The organism is Bacillus sp. G16, assembly GCF_021282335.1.
Classification (GTDB): Bacteria; Bacillota; Bacilli; order Bacillales; family Bacillaceae; genus Bacillus; species Bacillus inaquosorum.
Map to the genome: position 1 here is coordinate 56,399 of NZ_JAJSOZ010000002.1, position 15,622 is coordinate 72,020.

18 protein-coding genes and 1 riboswitch are annotated in these 15,622 nt (G+C 45.1%); of the genes, 4 read left to right on the forward strand and 14 right to left on the reverse strand.

The features are described from left to right. Positions 1-13 precede the first annotated feature (13 nt). Positions 14-886, reverse strand: a complete 873-nt coding sequence (locus LWH95_RS02395) for a cation diffusion facilitator family transporter (protein WP_003240325.1) — start codon at positions 884-886, stop codon at positions 14-16. Between the two features lie 249 nt (positions 887-1,135). On the opposite strand from LWH95_RS02395, the gene LWH95_RS02400 reads away from it, so the two are divergent. After that, on the forward strand, positions 1,136-1,300 hold the full coding sequence (locus LWH95_RS02400) for a Fur-regulated basic protein FbpA (protein ID WP_019257529.1): 165 nt from the start codon (positions 1,136-1,138) through the stop codon (positions 1,298-1,300). Next, positions 1,254-1,433 carry a Fur-regulated basic protein FbpB gene (fbpB, locus tag LWH95_RS02405; protein ID WP_010886410.1) on the forward strand — a complete coding sequence of 60 codons (180 nt, stop codon included), beginning with the start codon at positions 1,254-1,256 and terminating at the stop codon, positions 1,431-1,433. Before LWH95_RS02400 ends, fbpB begins: the two co-directional genes overlap by 47 nt. A 22-nt stretch (positions 1,434-1,455) precedes the next feature. Here fbpB and LWH95_RS02410 read toward each other — a convergent pair whose 3' ends face one another. From LWH95_RS02410 to dctS, 9 genes are all read right to left on the reverse strand, one after another. Beyond that, positions 1,456-2,601 (reverse strand): acyl-CoA dehydrogenase family protein, encoded by a 1,146-nt coding sequence (locus LWH95_RS02410; RefSeq protein ID WP_232918884.1) that lies wholly within the window; start codon positions 2,599-2,601, stop codon positions 1,456-1,458. A 130-nt stretch (positions 2,602-2,731) separates the two neighbouring features. After that, on the reverse strand, positions 2,732-3,067 hold the full coding sequence (locus tag LWH95_RS02415; protein ID WP_019257527.1) for a hypothetical protein: 336 nt from the start codon (positions 3,065-3,067) through the stop codon (positions 2,732-2,734). A gap of 94 nt (positions 3,068-3,161) precedes the next feature. Next, the gene (locus LWH95_RS02420) at positions 3,162-3,929 is read right to left on the reverse strand and encodes an ABC transporter permease (RefSeq protein ID WP_003240320.1); all 768 of its coding nucleotides are present in this window, start codon (positions 3,927-3,929) and stop codon (positions 3,162-3,164) included. Beyond that, entirely contained in the window at positions 3,922-4,848 is a 927-nt protein-coding gene (locus LWH95_RS02425) for an ABC transporter ATP-binding protein (RefSeq protein ID WP_003240319.1), read from the reverse strand. The genes LWH95_RS02420 and LWH95_RS02425 overlap by 8 nt, the downstream gene beginning before the upstream one ends. Positions 4,849-4,938: 90 nt before the next feature. Further along, complete coding sequence (locus LWH95_RS02430; protein WP_148983007.1) at positions 4,939-6,177, reverse strand: dicarboxylate/amino acid:cation symporter; 1,239 nt, start codon at positions 6,175-6,177, stop codon at positions 4,939-4,941. 73 nt (positions 6,178-6,250) lie between these two features. Beyond that, positions 6,251-6,381, reverse strand: a riboswitch (cyclic di-AMP (ydaO/yuaA leader). Positions 6,382-6,429: 48 nt separating this feature from the next. Beyond that, a complete protein-coding gene (locus tag LWH95_RS02435; RefSeq protein WP_133488419.1) occupies positions 6,430-7,482 on the reverse strand; it encodes an AI-2E family transporter in 1,053 nt (350 codons plus the stop codon). Positions 7,483-7,629: 147 nt separating this feature from the next. Next, positions 7,630-8,895, reverse strand: a complete 1,266-nt coding sequence (gene dctP / locus LWH95_RS02440) for a C4-dicarboxylate transporter DctP (RefSeq protein WP_232918885.1) — start codon at positions 8,893-8,895, stop codon at positions 7,630-7,632. Positions 8,896-9,014: 119 nt separating this feature from the next. Beyond that, a complete protein-coding gene (dctR, locus tag LWH95_RS02445) occupies positions 9,015-9,695 on the reverse strand; it encodes a two-component system response regulator DctR (RefSeq protein ID WP_003240315.1) in 681 nt (226 codons plus the stop codon). Next, positions 9,685-11,292, reverse strand: coding sequence for a two-component system sensor histidine kinase DctS (gene dctS, locus LWH95_RS02450; RefSeq protein ID WP_232918886.1), 1,608 nt, complete (start codon positions 11,290-11,292; stop codon positions 9,685-9,687). Before dctS ends, dctR begins: the two co-directional genes overlap by 11 nt. A 69-nt stretch (positions 11,293-11,361) precedes the next feature. Between dctS and dctB the strand changes: the two genes are divergently transcribed. Continuing rightward, on the forward strand, positions 11,362-12,420 hold the full coding sequence (gene dctB, locus LWH95_RS02455) for a C4-dicarboxylate TRAP transporter substrate-binding protein DctB (RefSeq protein WP_003240312.1): 1,059 nt from the start codon (positions 11,362-11,364) through the stop codon (positions 12,418-12,420). 85 nt (positions 12,421-12,505) lie between these two features. Next, positions 12,506-13,327 carry a manganese catalase family protein gene (locus LWH95_RS02460; RefSeq protein WP_003240308.1) on the forward strand — a complete coding sequence of 274 codons (822 nt, stop codon included), beginning with the start codon at positions 12,506-12,508 and terminating at the stop codon, positions 13,325-13,327. A gap of 35 nt (positions 13,328-13,362) precedes the next feature. On the opposite strand, the gene LWH95_RS02465 is transcribed toward LWH95_RS02460, so the two are convergent. The 4 genes from LWH95_RS02465 to LWH95_RS02480 form a co-directional block, all read right to left on the reverse strand. Next, entirely contained in the window at positions 13,363-13,722 is a 360-nt protein-coding gene (locus tag LWH95_RS02465) for a YdbC family protein (RefSeq protein WP_232918887.1), read from the reverse strand. Beyond that, positions 13,722-14,057 (reverse strand): cupin domain-containing protein, encoded by a 336-nt coding sequence (locus LWH95_RS02470; RefSeq protein ID WP_232918888.1) that lies wholly within the window; start codon positions 14,055-14,057, stop codon positions 13,722-13,724. Before LWH95_RS02470 ends, LWH95_RS02465 begins: the two co-directional genes overlap by 1 nt. Before the next feature lie 132 nt (positions 14,058-14,189). After that, positions 14,190-14,561, reverse strand: coding sequence for a glucose starvation-inducible protein GsiB (gene gsiB / locus LWH95_RS02475; RefSeq protein WP_003240302.1), 372 nt, complete (start codon positions 14,559-14,561; stop codon positions 14,190-14,192). A 128-nt stretch (positions 14,562-14,689) separates the two neighbouring features. Then, positions 14,690-15,508, reverse strand: coding sequence for an EcsC family protein (locus tag LWH95_RS02480; protein ID WP_232918889.1), 819 nt, complete (start codon positions 15,506-15,508; stop codon positions 14,690-14,692). Positions 15,509-15,622: the final 114 nt, after the last annotated feature.

Here is a 15,622-nt window from a genome sequence, read left to right on the forward strand (position 1 = left end):
TCGTTTAACAGCCTTATTTTATGTCGTCGGGCTCTACATGAACATGAACATGAGTGACATCGTGTTCATGTTTTATTTTATCCTCTACCTCATCCGCCACTCCATGGCCTTCTTCTACTGTAAGCTTTGGATCAACCGTAATAACCATCTCAATATGAACTGTGCTGCCTAAATACCGGGCTTTCACATCCTTTAGACGATGTACACTTTCAATCCTGCCGACGGTCTGTTTGTAAGGCTCAAGATCTTTTAAGTGAAAGCCGTCTGTTAAAGAATGTGAAGCATCTTTAAAGATGTCCCATGCCGTTTTGCAAATGATGATGCCGATGATAAAAGCCGTTACCGGATCGATCCACGGCAGCTGAAGCTGGGATGACATCACACCGATAAACGCTCCGGCACTTACAAAAGCGTCTGATCTGCTGTCCTTTGCCGCTGCCATCAGGGCAGAGCTTTTAATCGATGCCGCCAGCCTTTTGTTATATAAGTAGATGCCATACATAAACAAGGCACTGCCTAACGCCGTCCATGCCGCTATAAGACTTGGCGTTTCCGTAGTTCCGCCCGCAATCGCTTTTCCTCCGCCGATTAACACTTCAATGCCGACAACCATCATAATAAAAGACGCAACAAGAGACGAAATTGTTTCAGCCCGATAATGGCCATATGGATGATCGCTGTCAGCCGGCCTTTGGGAAATACGCAATCCAATCAGCACCGCCACTGACGCAACAATATCTGTTCCATTATTTAATCCGTCTGCTCTCAGCGCTTCGGAATGATAGAGGATCCCAATGACAAGCTTCACAACAGCAAGGATGACATAAGCAAAAATATTGAGGAGCGCCCCTTTTTCTCCCTTTTTCAGATTTTCTGTCCGCTCCATTGAATACCAGCCTCCATTCTATTACATAGTATGGTTCAAAACATGAAAAATAGCAGCGGCAGCATTCAATGAAGAGGGACATTTCGACAGCAAATTATTCCCCGGGAAACTTTTTGTCGATCTTTTGAATGTTTGCATATTTGGGAAAGAATAGGACTGTTTTCACCTTTACAGGCTATTGCGGACATTGTATACTGAAGTTAATTGATAATGATTATCAATATCGTTTGATTGGAGGTTGGTGACATAATGACACCTCAGTCTGCAGAAACCAGAAAAAAACAGCTCATTCATCTGTTAATACAGAATGGTATATACAAAAAGTCAAAGCGTCATTTGTATGAATTGTCGCTGACGGAGTTAGAAAGTGAATACAAACATGTCAGGAGGGCGCCGGAGCATGCCGAAGCGTAAAGTAAAAACCTACCAGCAGCTGATCCAGGAAAACAAAGAGGCGATTATGGGCAATCCAAAGCTGATGAACGTCATTTATGACAGGATCGACCGCAAGCATCAAAAGAATCTCCAAGAGCAAAACAATACATAAAAAGAGCCGAAAGGCTCTTTTTTCATGACTCAAACGCTTCTGCGGCCAGCTTTTGGATCACTGCATCATCCATCGGCGGGTTATGGAGACCGGCGCGCACATCACGATAATAGCGCTGAAGCGGGTTGGTTCGTTCAAGACTTTTGGCCCCGACAATTCTCATCGCTTTATCGACAACAGACAGCGCAGCATTTGTGACGATATGTTTCGCCGCACCAAGCTCGCTTTTCAAGTAAGGGCGGCGCTCCGGATTGTCATACAATTGAGCGATATGGAAAAGAAAATGTCTGGCATTGAGCAGTTCAAGCTCCATTTCGCCTGTTCTTTGCTGTACGGCTGGGACATCCTTGATCGGTCCCTTCAAACTGTTTGGAGAATACTCAGATGCAAATTGCACCGCATAGTCTCGTGCTGCTTGAGCAATGCCAAGATAAATCGCCGGAATATGAAGCAGCCAGCCATTCGGCTTAGCTCCCCGAGGTCCTTGAAGTAATTCCACCAGTTTCTCCTCATCAAGCATTACCTCATTCAGTACAAGGTCATGGCTTCCAGTCGCCCGCATCGCCATCATATCCCACGTTTCTTCAATCGACAAACCGGGATCATCTTTATAAATGAGAAACACGCCTGTTGTTTGTTTTTCTTCAATCCATGCTGTCACTAAAAAATAATCCAGTGCTTGTGACATCGTCGTAAAGGTTTTTCTTCCGTTTACTGTCCATTTGCCATCCTTTTTGACGGCGTTTGTACCGGGACGCCCTCCTCTTGTCGGGCTTCCGGTTTGCGCTTCTGTCGCCGCCCTGTTGATGACGGCTCCGTTTTGGACTTCCTTTGCAACAAACGCAAACACGTCTTTATCCCAGCTGTTGCCTTCTCCGAGCTCCCCGATTACGCTCAAATGCCAGCCGATGCTGAGCGCTGCAGGAGCGTCTCCCCGTGCAAGCCGTTCTTGAAACAGGAGCATGTCGTAAACAGAAATGCCCCCTCCTCCATGGGATGCTGGCAATGTTAACGCCGTATACCCGGCATCACGCAGTTTTTGTATTTTTTCTAAAGGAAAACGTCCCAGTTCGTCATCTTCAGCGGCTGTTTGCTGAAATTCATCCGCAAGCCGTCCGATTTTCTCCATCCATTGCCGTTGTTGATCGTTTTGTATAAATAATGACATCCGGCAGCCCCCCAAGGTTTTAATTCCGATAAATTTAATATGTATTATAGATTTCCTGCCACCATTCCGCAACTGTTAACCTTTTTGTCCGGTATAAAAAAAACACGCCGTTCCCCCAGGAACAGCGTGTTTACACAGGATTTGCATCCCGGTCTTGTTTCATGCCGAGATAAATCAGCATATATGTCAGGTAACCCATTGTCATCACCAAGCCGCCAAAGAAAAAGCTCGAGAAAATCGGCTCTTCAAAAGCGGTTACTGCAGCAAGCACAATCCAGCTGGCATACAGATAGATGATAAAATAACGGATGCCCGTCTTCATTTTATATATCATGTACAGCCCCGCGAGAGAGAACAACCCAAGCGCGAGTCTGAAATAAACAAGATGTTCAAACTGAAACATGAATGACACAAATGAGAATCCAAGCAGTAATACGATCGGTAAAGCGGTAATAAAGTTCCTCAATCGAGACACCTCCGTCAGTACCTTTAGTATAAACCAAAATATCAAATGATATTGATTCACGTGAGCTTTTTCACAAAAATGTCATTCCTTGCCTTTACACCCGGACATCCCGTTTACAGAAGCACCACCAGCCAACGGCGATGAAGAATATGGCATGTATGATGATAATCCCCGCTGAAAACAATGGCGTCATGCCTGAAAACAACGCTGTCTCCCCGCTGCTGTATTGGGTAAAGTCAGTGTTCGCGAAAAGCAAAAAGCTGCCCCATTTGTTTTCAAATAGCTTCATGAGCTGAACAAGTGTACTCGCTCCATATAAAACGACAAATGAAACGACGACTGCTACCGCACTGTTCCGGAACAGCGAAGAACAAAGCAGCCCGAATAATCCCATCATTACGGCTTCAAGCCAATTTGACCCGATCAGCTCCAGGGTGTTGATAAGCAATGTCTTTGATTCCGCGGTTACCGACGTGCCAAAAAAGACGAGACCGAATAATAATGCCAAAATGTAGTATGCCAGATACAAATAAAAGCTGACCATCACGACTGTGATTAATTTTGACCAAAAAATCTTTTGGCGTTTAACCGGGCGAATGAGCAGAAATTTGATCGTCTTTTTATCAAATTCCATCGAAACAATTGTCGCTGCAATCACGATCGTTAAAGCCTGCAGCAGGATGTTTAGGCTCGGTGTATACGATAAATAGCCGATGAAGTTTTCATCTGTTCCGGCACTGATGACAATCCGTTTAATGATCAAAGCCATGAAAAATTGAAAGACCGCCATCAGGATAAGAGAAACCAATGTGACCTTCCGATTAAAAAGTTTCATATGTTCATTCCAAATTAATTTAGACAAGCTCTTCTCCCTCCTCTTGATGAGCAGTTGTCGCTTTTATGAATTCGTCTTCCAGTGATTGCGTGTAAGGCGTAATGGAAAATACATTCAGGTCTTGTCCGACAAGTGAGCGGTTCAGCTCTGGAATGTTTTCTTTTGCTACCTCAACAACTATCGCCCCGCCTTGCCGCTCAGCTTGATATTGATTGCCTGTCAGCCAATTGAGGGCTTTTTCTTCCGGCTGCACTTCAATGATCGCTTTTTCTGTTTTTTGATTTGTTCCATGTAGGCTGACTTCCGCTTTGATCTCACCTTTTTGAATAATGATGACACGGTCGCACAGATCTTCAACTTCTCGCAATAAATGAGTGGCGAACAGGACTGCCGTTCCTTCCTTTTCTGCGAGCTCCTTAATATGATCGCGAAAATCCTTCATACCCGCAGGATCGAGACCGTTTGTCGGTTCATCTAAAATAAGAAGCTTCGGCCGGTGAAGAATCGCCTGTGCAATGCCAAGACGCTGGCGCATGCCGAGAGAATAGGTTTTCACCTTATCATGAATCGCTGACGTCAGCCCGACACGTTCCACCACTTCATCAAGCCGTTCTTCGTCTATTTTTTTGTGCATATTCGCAAAGTGCTTGAGGTTTTCCCAGCCTGTCAGGTACGGATAGAACTCGGGATTTTCGACGATCGCTCCAACCGCTTCCATTGCTTTTTCAAACTCTGTATCATGCTGGAATCCGCTGATTGTCACGCTCCCGCTGTTTTGTTTTAACAGTCCGACGATGATACGGATGAGTGTTGTTTTTCCAGAACCATTCGGACCGAGCAGGCCGATGATTTCTCCCTCCATGACGTCCATGCTGATTTGTTTTAGTATCTGTTTAGACCCAATTTTTTTATCGAGGCCTTCAATATGTAAAATCGGCTCAGCCATAAAGCCTTCCTCCTTTTTCAACAAAAAATAAACAGTGCCTAAAATTAGGCACTTTTTGTATTATAGCATTTGTTGCTTCCAAATGTTTGGTTAAACCGATAGAGTCGGGGTTTGCTCAGGCTGTTTGTTCTTTTCGGTTTCTGTAATGATGACGGCGCAGGCCGCGTCTCCTGTTGTGTTCACCACTGTGCGGAGCATATCAAGCAGGCGATCAATTCCGAGTATTAATCCAATGCCCTCAACAGGGAGTCCGACAGATTGAAGCACCATGGCGAGCATAATCAAGCCTACACCCGGTACACCCGCGGTGCCGATACTTGCTAGCACAGCCGTCAGTATCACCATCAGCAGCTGCGTAAATGTCAGATCATGCCCGAACACCTGCGCAATGAAGACGGTGGCTACCCCTTGCATGATGGCTGTTCCGTCCATATTAATTGTCGCGCCGAGCGGCTGGACGAAGCTGCTGATCGGCTCAGGCACTTTTAATTTTTTCTGCGCCACATCCATTGATACCGGCAGGGTCGCATTGCTGCTGGAGGTACTGAACGCGACGACCATTACCTCTGAGAAATCTTTAAAGAACGTAAACGGATTTCGTTTTGCCAAAAGAGCAACCGTTGAACCGTACGTCAAGACTGCATGAATGACCAGGGACAGCGTGACAACAATCATATACAGCCCCATCGCCTTAATCGCGCTGAAGCCCTGGCTGCCAATAGCAGTCGCAATCAGACCGAACGTTCCGTATGGCGCAAACTTCATGACTAGGTTGACGAGATACATCATCAATTCATTTCCCTGTTCAACGACTTTCAGAAGCATATCCGCTTTTTTTCCGAGCATCGTGATTCCGAGCCCTACAAAAATAGAAAATACAATGATTTGCAGCATATTTCCTTCTGTCATCGCTTGAACCGGATTCGCAGGAATAATGTTCAGAAGAGTGTCGGCAATACTTGGGGCTTCCTCAGCATTAAACTTGGCAGATGAAACATCATAAGTCCCAAACTCACCAGGTCTAATCACAAGAGCAAGAATAAGCCCGATCGTGATTGCCACTGCTGTCGTGATGAGAAAATAAGAAATCGTCTTCACGCCGATTCTGCCAAGCTTCTTTGGATCACCCAGCCCGGCTACTCCCAGTGTCAGTGAGAAAAAGACAATCGGCACGACAAGCATTTTAATGAGGTTTAAAAAGATGGTGCCAAGCGGACCGAATACAAACTTATTCAAATTTTCAAATAATTCAGGTGATGTAAGGTTGAGGACCAATCCAGTCACCGCGCCAAGAACCAATGCAATGATAATTTTTTTTGCCAGCTTCATCCGCATTCCTCCCTTTTTTGAAAAAAAGCCCGCGAGAGACTCCCGCAGGCTTTGGATGTATCATCAAACCACAGGACTCTCTCTTCACGCTGATGAGGTTAGCTGACGGGTTCGGACGAAGAGATGTCCGTTTTTCAGATGAAAAATTAACCCCAAAAGATTGGGTCCCCCACTCCTTATCAAAGGATTAAGCGTGTGGCTTACTATTGTATGATTTAGTTTATTTATACAGAAAAGATCCAATTTTGTAAACTATTTTTTGTTACTTTTCTCTCGGAATCTTTTGGGTCCATCTTCCTTGTTGGTGACATCAAGAATATCAAGGAGAAACACAAAAATCGGAATCCCGATAATTAAACCCCAAATGCCGAAAAAGTGCTCAGAGAAAATGAGTACTGTAAAGGTGAAAAAGATCGGCAGCTCTGTTTTCGCAGACATCAGCTTCGGATTTAAGAAATAGGTTTCGATCGCATGAATAGCGAATATGACAAGCACAATATAGAGCACATACATTCCGCCGCCAGTGCTGTAAGCGATAATACTGAGCGGGATCAGAGAAATGACGACGCCTGCTACAGGGATCAATCCAAGGAAGAACACCATAATAGAAAGCCCAAACAACTGCGGGAAATGCATAATCCAAAGCGCGATAAACGTCAGAATACAGTTGACGAGCGCAATGATAAATTGAGCCTCAAGCACCTTGCCGAACGTTCTTGCAAATTTACTTCCGAAAAAAGCAATTTCCTCATAAAAGACCGCCAGTTTGCTCGTTTTAAATTTCGCCATGAATTCAGAAAGCCGCTTTTTCTCAAATAAGAAAAACATGCTGAGAATGAGCGCCATTACGATCTGCAAGCCGAACGTGCTGATATCGGCCAGATACGTATACACCACATTGAAACCCTCTTTGACATATGAACTGATATTAATATCACCGAAAACACTGGTGATCTCCTCAAAGAAAGGGATGCTGTCCGGGTGATACGCAATATGTTTAATCTGCTTAACCAGCTGCTGAATCTGCGCCGCGACGACCGGATAAAATACAAATCCACCGACTGTAAGGAGCACAGCCAGCAACATGTAAAGAAACGTAATGACAATCCGCTGGCTCACGCGGAAGAAGCGGCTGACAAACTGCCGTACGACAAGCTCCAAACGATCCATGAGAAATGTGAAGATGAAGGTAAGCAATATTAAGTTGATCATGCTCTTAAATAGATATAACACACCAGTTAACACGACAAAGACGGAGAAACGCCTTACTCCCGGGTGCTGAAAAAATTTAACTAAAGCGGCCATTTATACACTCCTGTTAGGACAAACGTCCTTCATTCAATATAGTATCCATTTGTAAATTATATAACAAAAAAATGCTGAGGTCTCTGTCCTTACCTTAATAATTCTTAAACAATTAAAAAAACGGCCCACTGATGGGCCGCTCTTTTTTCAGACTGCTGTTTTCATTTTTTTCATGCCTTCAACAGCCTCTATGCTTTTCGCTTCATCGAATTCATTTTCACTTTTTGCAACAATGATCGTGGCGATTCCGTTTCCGATCAGATTCACAATCGCCCTTCCTTCACTCATGAAACGGTCAACCCCAAGCAGGAGTGCAAGGCCCTCCAGCGGAATGACCTGAAGCGCTGACAGCGTTGAGGCCAGGACGATAAATCCGCTTCCCGTCACACCGGCCGCTCCCTTCGATGTCAGCATCAGAACGAGGATAATTGTAATTTGCTGGCCGATGCTGAGGTCTACTCCAAACACCTGTGCCAGAAAGACAGTCGCCATTGATAAATAAATGGATGTGCCGTCGAGGTTAAACGAATAGCCCGTCGGAATGACAAGCCCGACAACGGATTTCGAACAGCCGTAGCGCTCCATTTTATCCATCATTCGCGGAAGCACTGATTCTGAAGAGCTTGTGCCAAGCACGATCAGCAGCTCATCTTTAATGAAGCGAAGGTAATTCCACAGGCTGAATCCGTAAAGCTTGCAGATGATATTTAAAGCAACAAATACGAACAGGAACATCGTAATATAAACTGACATCATTAAGCTTGCCAGCGGCTTGATGGAATCGAGACCGAAGTGCCCGATCGTATACGCCATCGCCCCGAATGCCCCGATTGGCGCCGCACGCATGATGTAGCCGATGATTTTGAAAAAGACGTGAGAAAGCTTGTCGAAGAAATCAATAACGCTTTTCCCTTTTTCACCTAATGCCGCAAGACCGACTCCGAAAAGAATAGAAAAGAATAAGACCTGCAAAATGTCCCCTTTTGCGAAGGCATCAACCATGTTGGACGGAACAATGTGTGTGACAAATTCAATCCAGTCGATTCCCTGACCGCCATTTTGCGTGTATTGTGATACATCTCCCTTTTCAAGCTTGCTGTAATCAAGACCCGCGCCAGGCTTCAGAATATTGACGACAAACAAACCGATAATGAGTGCGAGGGTGGTGACAACCTCGAAATAAATGAACGCTTTTCCCCCTACTTTTCCAACCTTCTTCATATCGCCCATTTTTGCAATCCCGAGAACGATTGTGAAGAAAATGATTGGAGCGATCACCATTTTAACAGCGTTGATAAATGTATCGCCAAGCGGTTTCATCTCTTTGCCGACATCCGGCCAGACCAGCCCGACAATGACCCCGATGATGACCGCGGTTATGACCTGAACTGTTAAATTTTTAAACAGTTTCATATCCTTCATCCCCCTGTCCTATTCGCCTTTGTGTCTTTCTTACTAGAATGATAGCGTTTTCATACAGTCTGGGGAAGTTTATGATCATAACGGACATTTTGGTCTTTTTGGTCTCAGGTTTATCCTTTAAACACGTAGCGGTTGACGGGCCGGCCGACTCCGCCGTATTGAACGTCCAGCTTAATCATTCCGTTTTTTTCAAGATAATCAAGGTATCGTCTGGCTGTCACTCTGGCGATTCCGAGCGCCTTGGCGACCTCTTCTGCAGAAAGCGATGCGGTTTGCTGTTTCAAAAAAGCAGTGACTTCATTCATCGTGAAGTGATTCAATCCTTTCGGCAGATCCTGTACGGCCTGCTGCGGGATATTCAGGATCGCATCGAGCTGCTCCTGGGACAGCGTATCATTTGCTTCGATTTTTTGTTTATATTGCTTATACTTTTCAAGGGCCTGTCTCATTCGCTCAAGCTTAAACGGTTTTAAGATATAGTCAGCCGCTCCATTTTGCAGCATAAGGGAGATCGTTTCTTTGTCTTTTGCGGCGGAGACGACAATGACATCGACTTCAAGCTTTTGCTTTCTGATCTCCTGTAACGTTTTGATTCCGTCTTTTTTCGGCATGTATACATCGAGAATAACAAGGTCGGGCTGTTTTTCTTTAATCAGCTTGATGCCTTCTTCTCCGTTTCCCGCTGTTGCACAGACAGTAAAACCTTTGACAGTTGTGATGAAATCCTTGTTTACCTCTTGAACCATCGGATCGTCTTCAATGAGCAGAACCTTCCATTCCTTATGAGCCATGCTGTGCTTCCTCCCCCTTCATTGGAAAAACGATAGAAAAAGATGTTCCCTGTCCCGCGTGTGAATCAACTTCTATCGTACCCGATCCTTTATCTGTGATTTGTTTCACTAAATACAGGCCATAGCCTGTGCCTCCTGTTTTATTAACCGTAAATCCTTTGTCGTAAATGTGCGGCATATGTGCCGGTTCAATCCCGCAGCCGTTATCTTCTATTAAAATGGCAAGGACATCATCCGTTTGCTCGATGCTGATGTCAATTCGTTTGTCATCAGATTGAACCGTTTCAAATGAACCGAAGGCATTTTCAATCAGGTTGCCGAGAAGGACGACGATATCATGCTGATCAACATGCTCGGGAAAGTGCTGGAGGCTGCTGTTTTCATCAATATGAACTGCAATGCCGAGCTCTCTTCCTCTTCTGATTTTACTTAATAGAAGGCCCGCCGCCGCGTCATTTTGAATCGAGCGGTGCAGAAATTCAGTCACATTTTCCTGCTCAGTTGATGCCTGAAATGCAAGCTGCAAGGCTTTTTCAGATTTACCCAGCTGGATGAGGCCGGCGATCGTATGCAGCTTATTCATATGCTCATGATTTTGGACGCGAAGCGCTTCCACAAAGTTTTTGACGCCAGTCAATTCCTCTGCCATCTTGGCCGCTTCCGTTCTGTCCTGAAAAATCGCGACGGCGCCGATGACTTTTTTCTTCATGACGATCGGAATTCTGCTGCTCATGATCACCTTTCCGCTGACGCGAATTTCTTCATTATAAACTGCTTTGTTTCGCTCTACGATTTCGGGCAGGCGCGAATCCTTGAGAACCTCCCAGATCACCTTTCCGACCAGATCCCCCTGCACTTCAAAAATCTGTTTCGCTTTTTCATTGAAAATCGTGATGATCAGCCGATTGTCAATGGCAATCACGCCTTCATTCATCGAGTGAAACGTCGCTGTCCGTTCTTCATACATTCGGACAATCTCATGGGGCTCAAGCTGAAACATTTGTTTTTTGATATGGCGGGCCAGCAGAAAGGAGCCTGCAAGGCCGAAGCCGAGTGTCAGCACAACGATGAATGCGATATCACGCTTTAAATGAAGGAGGATGTCGGCGATCCCCGGCAGTGTTTTCCCGACAAGCACCACGCCGATCTGATTCAGATCGTGATCCTTCACCGGATAAAAAGCGCGGACCGCCGTGCCGATCTCGCCCTTTGCTTCTGAGAAATAAATGTGCTCCGCAAACGCCGCCTCTTCGTCTGCCCCCTCAGATTTTTTGCCGATGCTTGTACTGACAGGATGCGTGTAGCGGATATGATTCATATCCATGACGACAATATAGTCTGCTTCATTAATCATCCTGATTTCTTCAACCGCGTGGCGAACAGCTTCTGTTTGTTTTTTCCGCTCCAAAGCCTCTTTCACTTCAGTCATCTCCGACACTGTCCGGGCCGTATTCATCAGGCGTTTTTTCAGCTCCCGCTCCTCTGTATGCTGGATATTGCCGATGAGTACAATTCCGCCGATCAAAAAGGAGAAAATGACGAGTATATAGGATAAGATCGTGATTTTCCAACGGATTGAGAGCTTCTTTTTGTTCATCAGCTTCTCCTTTCAGGTCTTTACGAATGGCATGGCCCCGATTATCCTAAACATAGGGGAGGGCTTTTCATGAAGAGTTTGCTTGCATGTCTCGCACTGATGATCGCCGGAATTGCAACCGCTTTATTTATCGGATTCCATGATCGTTCCAGCAGTGAAGAGATTGTTTATGATGACGATCAGGAAGGCTTACAGGATCAAATCGTGTTTAAATTCAGCCATGTGGTTGCCGAAAATACGCCGAAAGGGCTTGCTGCCAATAAGTTTGCAGAGCTGGTGAACGAAAAATCAGGCGGGAAAATGAAAATTGAAGTGTTCCCGAATGGAAGCCTGTATTCGGACATTGAAGAAATTGAAGCATTGCAAAACGGCGAAGTTCAATTTATCGCCCCCTCCACATCGAAGCTCGGCATGCTCTCGCCCGAATGGGGAGTGCTCGATCTGCCGTATGCATTTACAAATTACGATGCCGTCAAAAAAGGGCTGAACGGAAGCATCGGCACGCAGCTGTTTGATTCTCTAAAGAAAAACCAATTAAAAGGACTCGCCTATTGGACAAACGGCTTTAAACAAATCACGACGAATCAAGGACCGGTCAAAACCCCGGATGATTTAAAAGGACAGGATCTCCGCATTATGCAAAGTGATGTGATAGAGGATCAGTTCAAGCTGCTTGGCGCAACACCTCATCAGGAATCCTTCAATTCTACCTTTCAGCTGTTAGAAAAAAATGTAGTTGATGGTGAAGAAAATACAATCTCAAACATCTATTCTAAAAAATTTTATAATGTTCAGGACTATTTGACAATAAGCAGCCACGGTTATCTCGGCTATGCTGTCATGACTGATGAGCATTTCTGGAACACACAAACACCGGAAACACGGCGCATTTTGACTGAAGCAATGAAGGAAACGACCGAGTGGAATGAAACGTATGCCGAACAAATGAACAAGGAGCAGCTGGAAGAAATCAAAAAGAATTCTTCTATTAACATCTACGAGCTGTCGGATAAAGAGAAAAAAGAATGGATGAAGCGCCTTGATCCTGTTTACCGGCAGTATGAGCCAATCTTCGGCCAGAAGCTGATTCAGGAGCTTTTAGAGCTGCGAGAAGATTCGTATTCGTAGTCCCCATCTCGATACGCTGCTTTTCGTTTATCTTTCAATCGATCGGAAATATAGAAAGAGAGAAACGAAAAAAGGAGATGGGTACATGTTTAAGCACACAAAAATGCTGCAGCATCCTGCTAAACCAGATCGTCCAGATCCATTATTCGCTAAAAAAATGCAAGAAATTTTAGGCGGGCAATTCGGAGAAATTTCTGTTGCCATGCAGTACTTATTTCAAGGGTGGAATACAAGAGGAAATGAAAAATACAAGGATTTGCTGATGGATACGGCAACTGAGGAAATCGGGCACGTTGAAATGATCGCCACTATGATCGCCAGACTTCTTGAGGATGCTCCGCTCGATCAGCAGGAAAAAGCCGCTGAAGATCCGGTCATCGGCTCCATCCTGGGCGGCATGAACCCTCACCATGCAATTGTGTCAGGACTTGGCGCCATGCCGGAAAGCAGTACAGGCGTCCCTTGGAGCGGCGGCTATATCGTTGCAAGCGGAAACCTGCTGGCAGACTTCCGCGCCAATCTGAATGCGGAATCACAGGGCCGTCTGCAGGTCGCACGCCTATTTGAAATGACGGATGACAAAGGTGTCAAAGATATGCTCAGCTTCCTGCTGGCACGTGACACGATGCACCAAAATCAATGGCTCGCCGCCATTAAAGAATTAGAAGCACAGGAAGGCCCGGTTGTGCCTGGAACATTCCCGAAAGCACTCGAAAAACAAGAATTCTCGCATCAGCTGATCAATTTCTCTGAAGGCGAAGAAAGCACCGGGCAAACCTGGCTGAACGAAAAAGCGCCGGATGGAGAAGCCTTTGAATATGTGAAAGAAGCAAAAGCGTTTGGAGAAAAACCGGAGTTAAACCCAGCACCGCCTTTTGTTCATAATACGCTTCCTGGACGCGAGTAAAACACAAGCCCAAAACATGATGTTTTGGGCTTTGTTTATGCCTTCAGAACTGTCCAGTCTGGTTCGTACCGGATGTCAGGGTTATGTAACAGATCGTGAATGAACGGTTCATCCTCTTCATACAGCGTCACATCTATCGAAAGAATTACAGCCTTCTGTTCGTTTTCTTCGTAAATGCTGTTGTGTTCATTCTCCATAAAATGATCATAAACTTCTCTGTTCTCCCAAACGCTGATGATTTCTGCGGTGAACAGCCCATCTGCAGTTTTCTGCCAGCCGCCGGCCTGTTTGATGAAGCCATTTACATGTGACAATGCTCCCCACTGTGACTGCGCTTTTGAAAATGCTTCAGCGTTTGCTGCGTCTACTTCACATACAATCTTTTTGATCAGCATTATGAATCCTCAGTGATAACTGTTTCCGCGTGCTTATGCTCGACACAGAGATTCACGGTTCTGACGTAAGAGCGCGTGCGGTGAACCGTTCCTTTCGGGATCAGCAGGCTGTCATTTACTTTGAGTACCGCGGTTTCTTTGTCCTTAAAATCGATCAGCAGCTCACCTTCAAGAACAATGAATAATTCATCTGAGTCAGGATGATGGTGCCAGTCATATTCTCCTGTAAACACTGCGAGGCGCACGCAGTGGTCGTTGACCTCTGAGATTGAAAAATTGGCGTGTTTTTCTTTGACTTCATTGGCGATGGCGAGCAAGTTTTGCATCTCGGACATTAGCAAAAACCCCTTTTTCACTTATTGTATCGCAATACCAGTGTAGATTGAGAAATTTCCAAAATAAAAAGCGATCCAGCTGATGCGCCGGATCGCTTTTTATCTACAGGTTGTCTGCCTTTATGCTTATGATTAGTCGTTGTTGCGGGCGTTTCCGCCTTTTGAGCCAATTTCTTGATAGAATTCTTTATCATGATTTTTGCTTGTTGCCTCTCCGCCTTTACGGCCGATTTCTTGATAGAATTCTTTGTCATGATTTTCGCTAGTGGCTTCTCCGCCTTTTTCACCGATTTCTTGATAGAACTCTTTGTCATGATTTCGGCTAGTGGCTTCCCCGCCTTTTTCACCGATTTCTTGATAGAATTCTTTGTCATGGTTTTCGCTAGTGGCTTCTCCGCCTTTTTTGCCAATCTCTTGATAGAATTCTTTATCATGGTTTTTGCTTGTTGTTTCTCCGCCTTTTCTACCTGCTTCTTCTCTGCTCATTTTGTTATCGTCTGCCATTTTGAATTCCTCCTTTAATTGGTGTTGGTTGTTGTATTCCCGCTATCAATTCTTTTAAACAAACAAAACACATTAGGTGTGTTTCCACTAAAAAAAGCAGGCGGATCGCGGTGTCCGTCTGCTTTCTGCTATTCCATCCCTTGTTCTGTTTCTTTCAGCCGCGCAAGAATGCGCCGCTTTTTATACAGCATCATGCCCGTTTCGGTAATGTCGTTTAATGTTGAGCGATTGGCTGCCGCGCCAAAGACCATTCCTGCGACCGGCACCAGCTGAAAAAGCTTTTTCCAGCCAAACGTGTCGCGATAGCCTAACACGACTTCACGCCAGCCCTGGATTTCAGAAGCGACATTCTTATATGTACGATCTTGATCATAGTCTTTTAATCCTTGCAAAATCGATTTTTTGCCGACAACATCAGCCGATGTCAGCTGCAAACATTTTACGATGAAGACACGCTCTTTTTTCTCCTTTGGGTCATAGCCGTAAGCAACCGCAATATCCTGTAACGTTTTTAACGACAGGCCAAGCACGGCCGGAATGTCAGCCGCCAGCGTAAACACGCCGCCCACACCCGTTGTCGCGCCTTGAACGGTTGCGGCGTTAATTCTGTTTTTGCCCATTCCTTCCGCAATTTCATCCATAAGAGAAAGAGGCGCTTTTTGTACGTCTTCGAGTGATTCGAAGATCTCCTCCGGCAGTTTCTTTTGAAACATATTGATAATCTGTTTTTGAGATGTCAGGTACTGTCCTCCTGTTTGAACAAAGCTGCCGACCTCATCCAAGAGCTTGCCGATTTTTTTCTGAATGAATTCCGGCGTCAGCTTGTCCAGCAGCTGAAACGGGAGACGGCTGAGCTTTTCCCAAAACCAGACTTTTTGCTGATCTTTTTCCCATTTCTCTATTTCTTTTAATTGCTGATGTAAGTCTTCTTTTCGTTCTGTTGTCACCCAACTCGCACTTCCCTTCCGTTTTTCTACTATATAGTATACCTTCATTTTCTCGGAAACGTTTTTATTTTTCACCTGCGGGTATCATTTTTATAAAAGGAAAAGGAGTGATGG

Coding starts and splice junctions, on each gene's coding strand:
- LWH95_RS02465 (WP_232918887.1), bottom strand. CDS start 13,722: ATGCTGATCAAAAAGATTGTATGTGAAGTAGACGCAGCAAACGCTGAA.
- LWH95_RS02400 (WP_019257529.1), top strand. CDS start 1,136: ATGACACCTCAGTCTGCAGAAACCAGAAAAAAACAGCTCATTCATCTG.
- LWH95_RS02410 (WP_232918884.1), bottom strand. CDS start 2,601: ATGTCATTATTTATACAAAACGATCAACAACGGCAATGGATGGAGAAA.
- LWH95_RS02395 (WP_003240325.1), bottom strand. CDS start 886: ATGGAGCGGACAGAAAATCTGAAAAAGGGAGAAAAAGGGGCGCTCCTC.
- LWH95_RS02425 (WP_003240319.1), bottom strand. CDS start 4,848: ATGGCTGAGCCGATTTTACATATTGAAGGCCTCGATAAAAAAATTGGG.
- gsiB (WP_003240302.1), bottom strand. CDS start 14,561: ATGGCAGACGATAACAAAATGAGCAGAGAAGAAGCAGGTAGAAAAGGC.
- dctR (WP_003240315.1), bottom strand. CDS start 9,695: ATGGCTCATAAGGAATGGAAGGTTCTGCTCATTGAAGACGATCCGATG.
- dctB (WP_003240312.1), top strand. CDS start 11,362: ATGAAGAGTTTGCTTGCATGTCTCGCACTGATGATCGCCGGAATTGCA.
- dctP (WP_232918885.1), bottom strand. CDS start 8,895: ATGAAACTGTTTAAAAATTTAACAGTTCAGGTCATAACCGCGGTCATC.
- LWH95_RS02435 (WP_133488419.1), bottom strand. CDS start 7,482: ATGGCCGCTTTAGTTAAATTTTTTCAGCACCCGGGAGTAAGGCGTTTC.
- LWH95_RS02470 (WP_232918888.1), bottom strand. CDS start 14,057: ATGTCCGAGATGCAAAACTTGCTCGCCATCGCCAATGAAGTCAAAGAA.
- LWH95_RS02430 (WP_148983007.1), bottom strand. CDS start 6,177: ATGAAGCTGGCAAAAAAAATTATCATTGCATTGGTTCTTGGCGCGGTG.
- LWH95_RS02460 (WP_003240308.1), top strand. CDS start 12,506: ATGTTTAAGCACACAAAAATGCTGCAGCATCCTGCTAAACCAGATCGT.
- dctS (WP_232918886.1), bottom strand. CDS start 11,292: ATGAACAAAAAGAAGCTCTCAATCCGTTGGAAAATCACGATCTTATCC.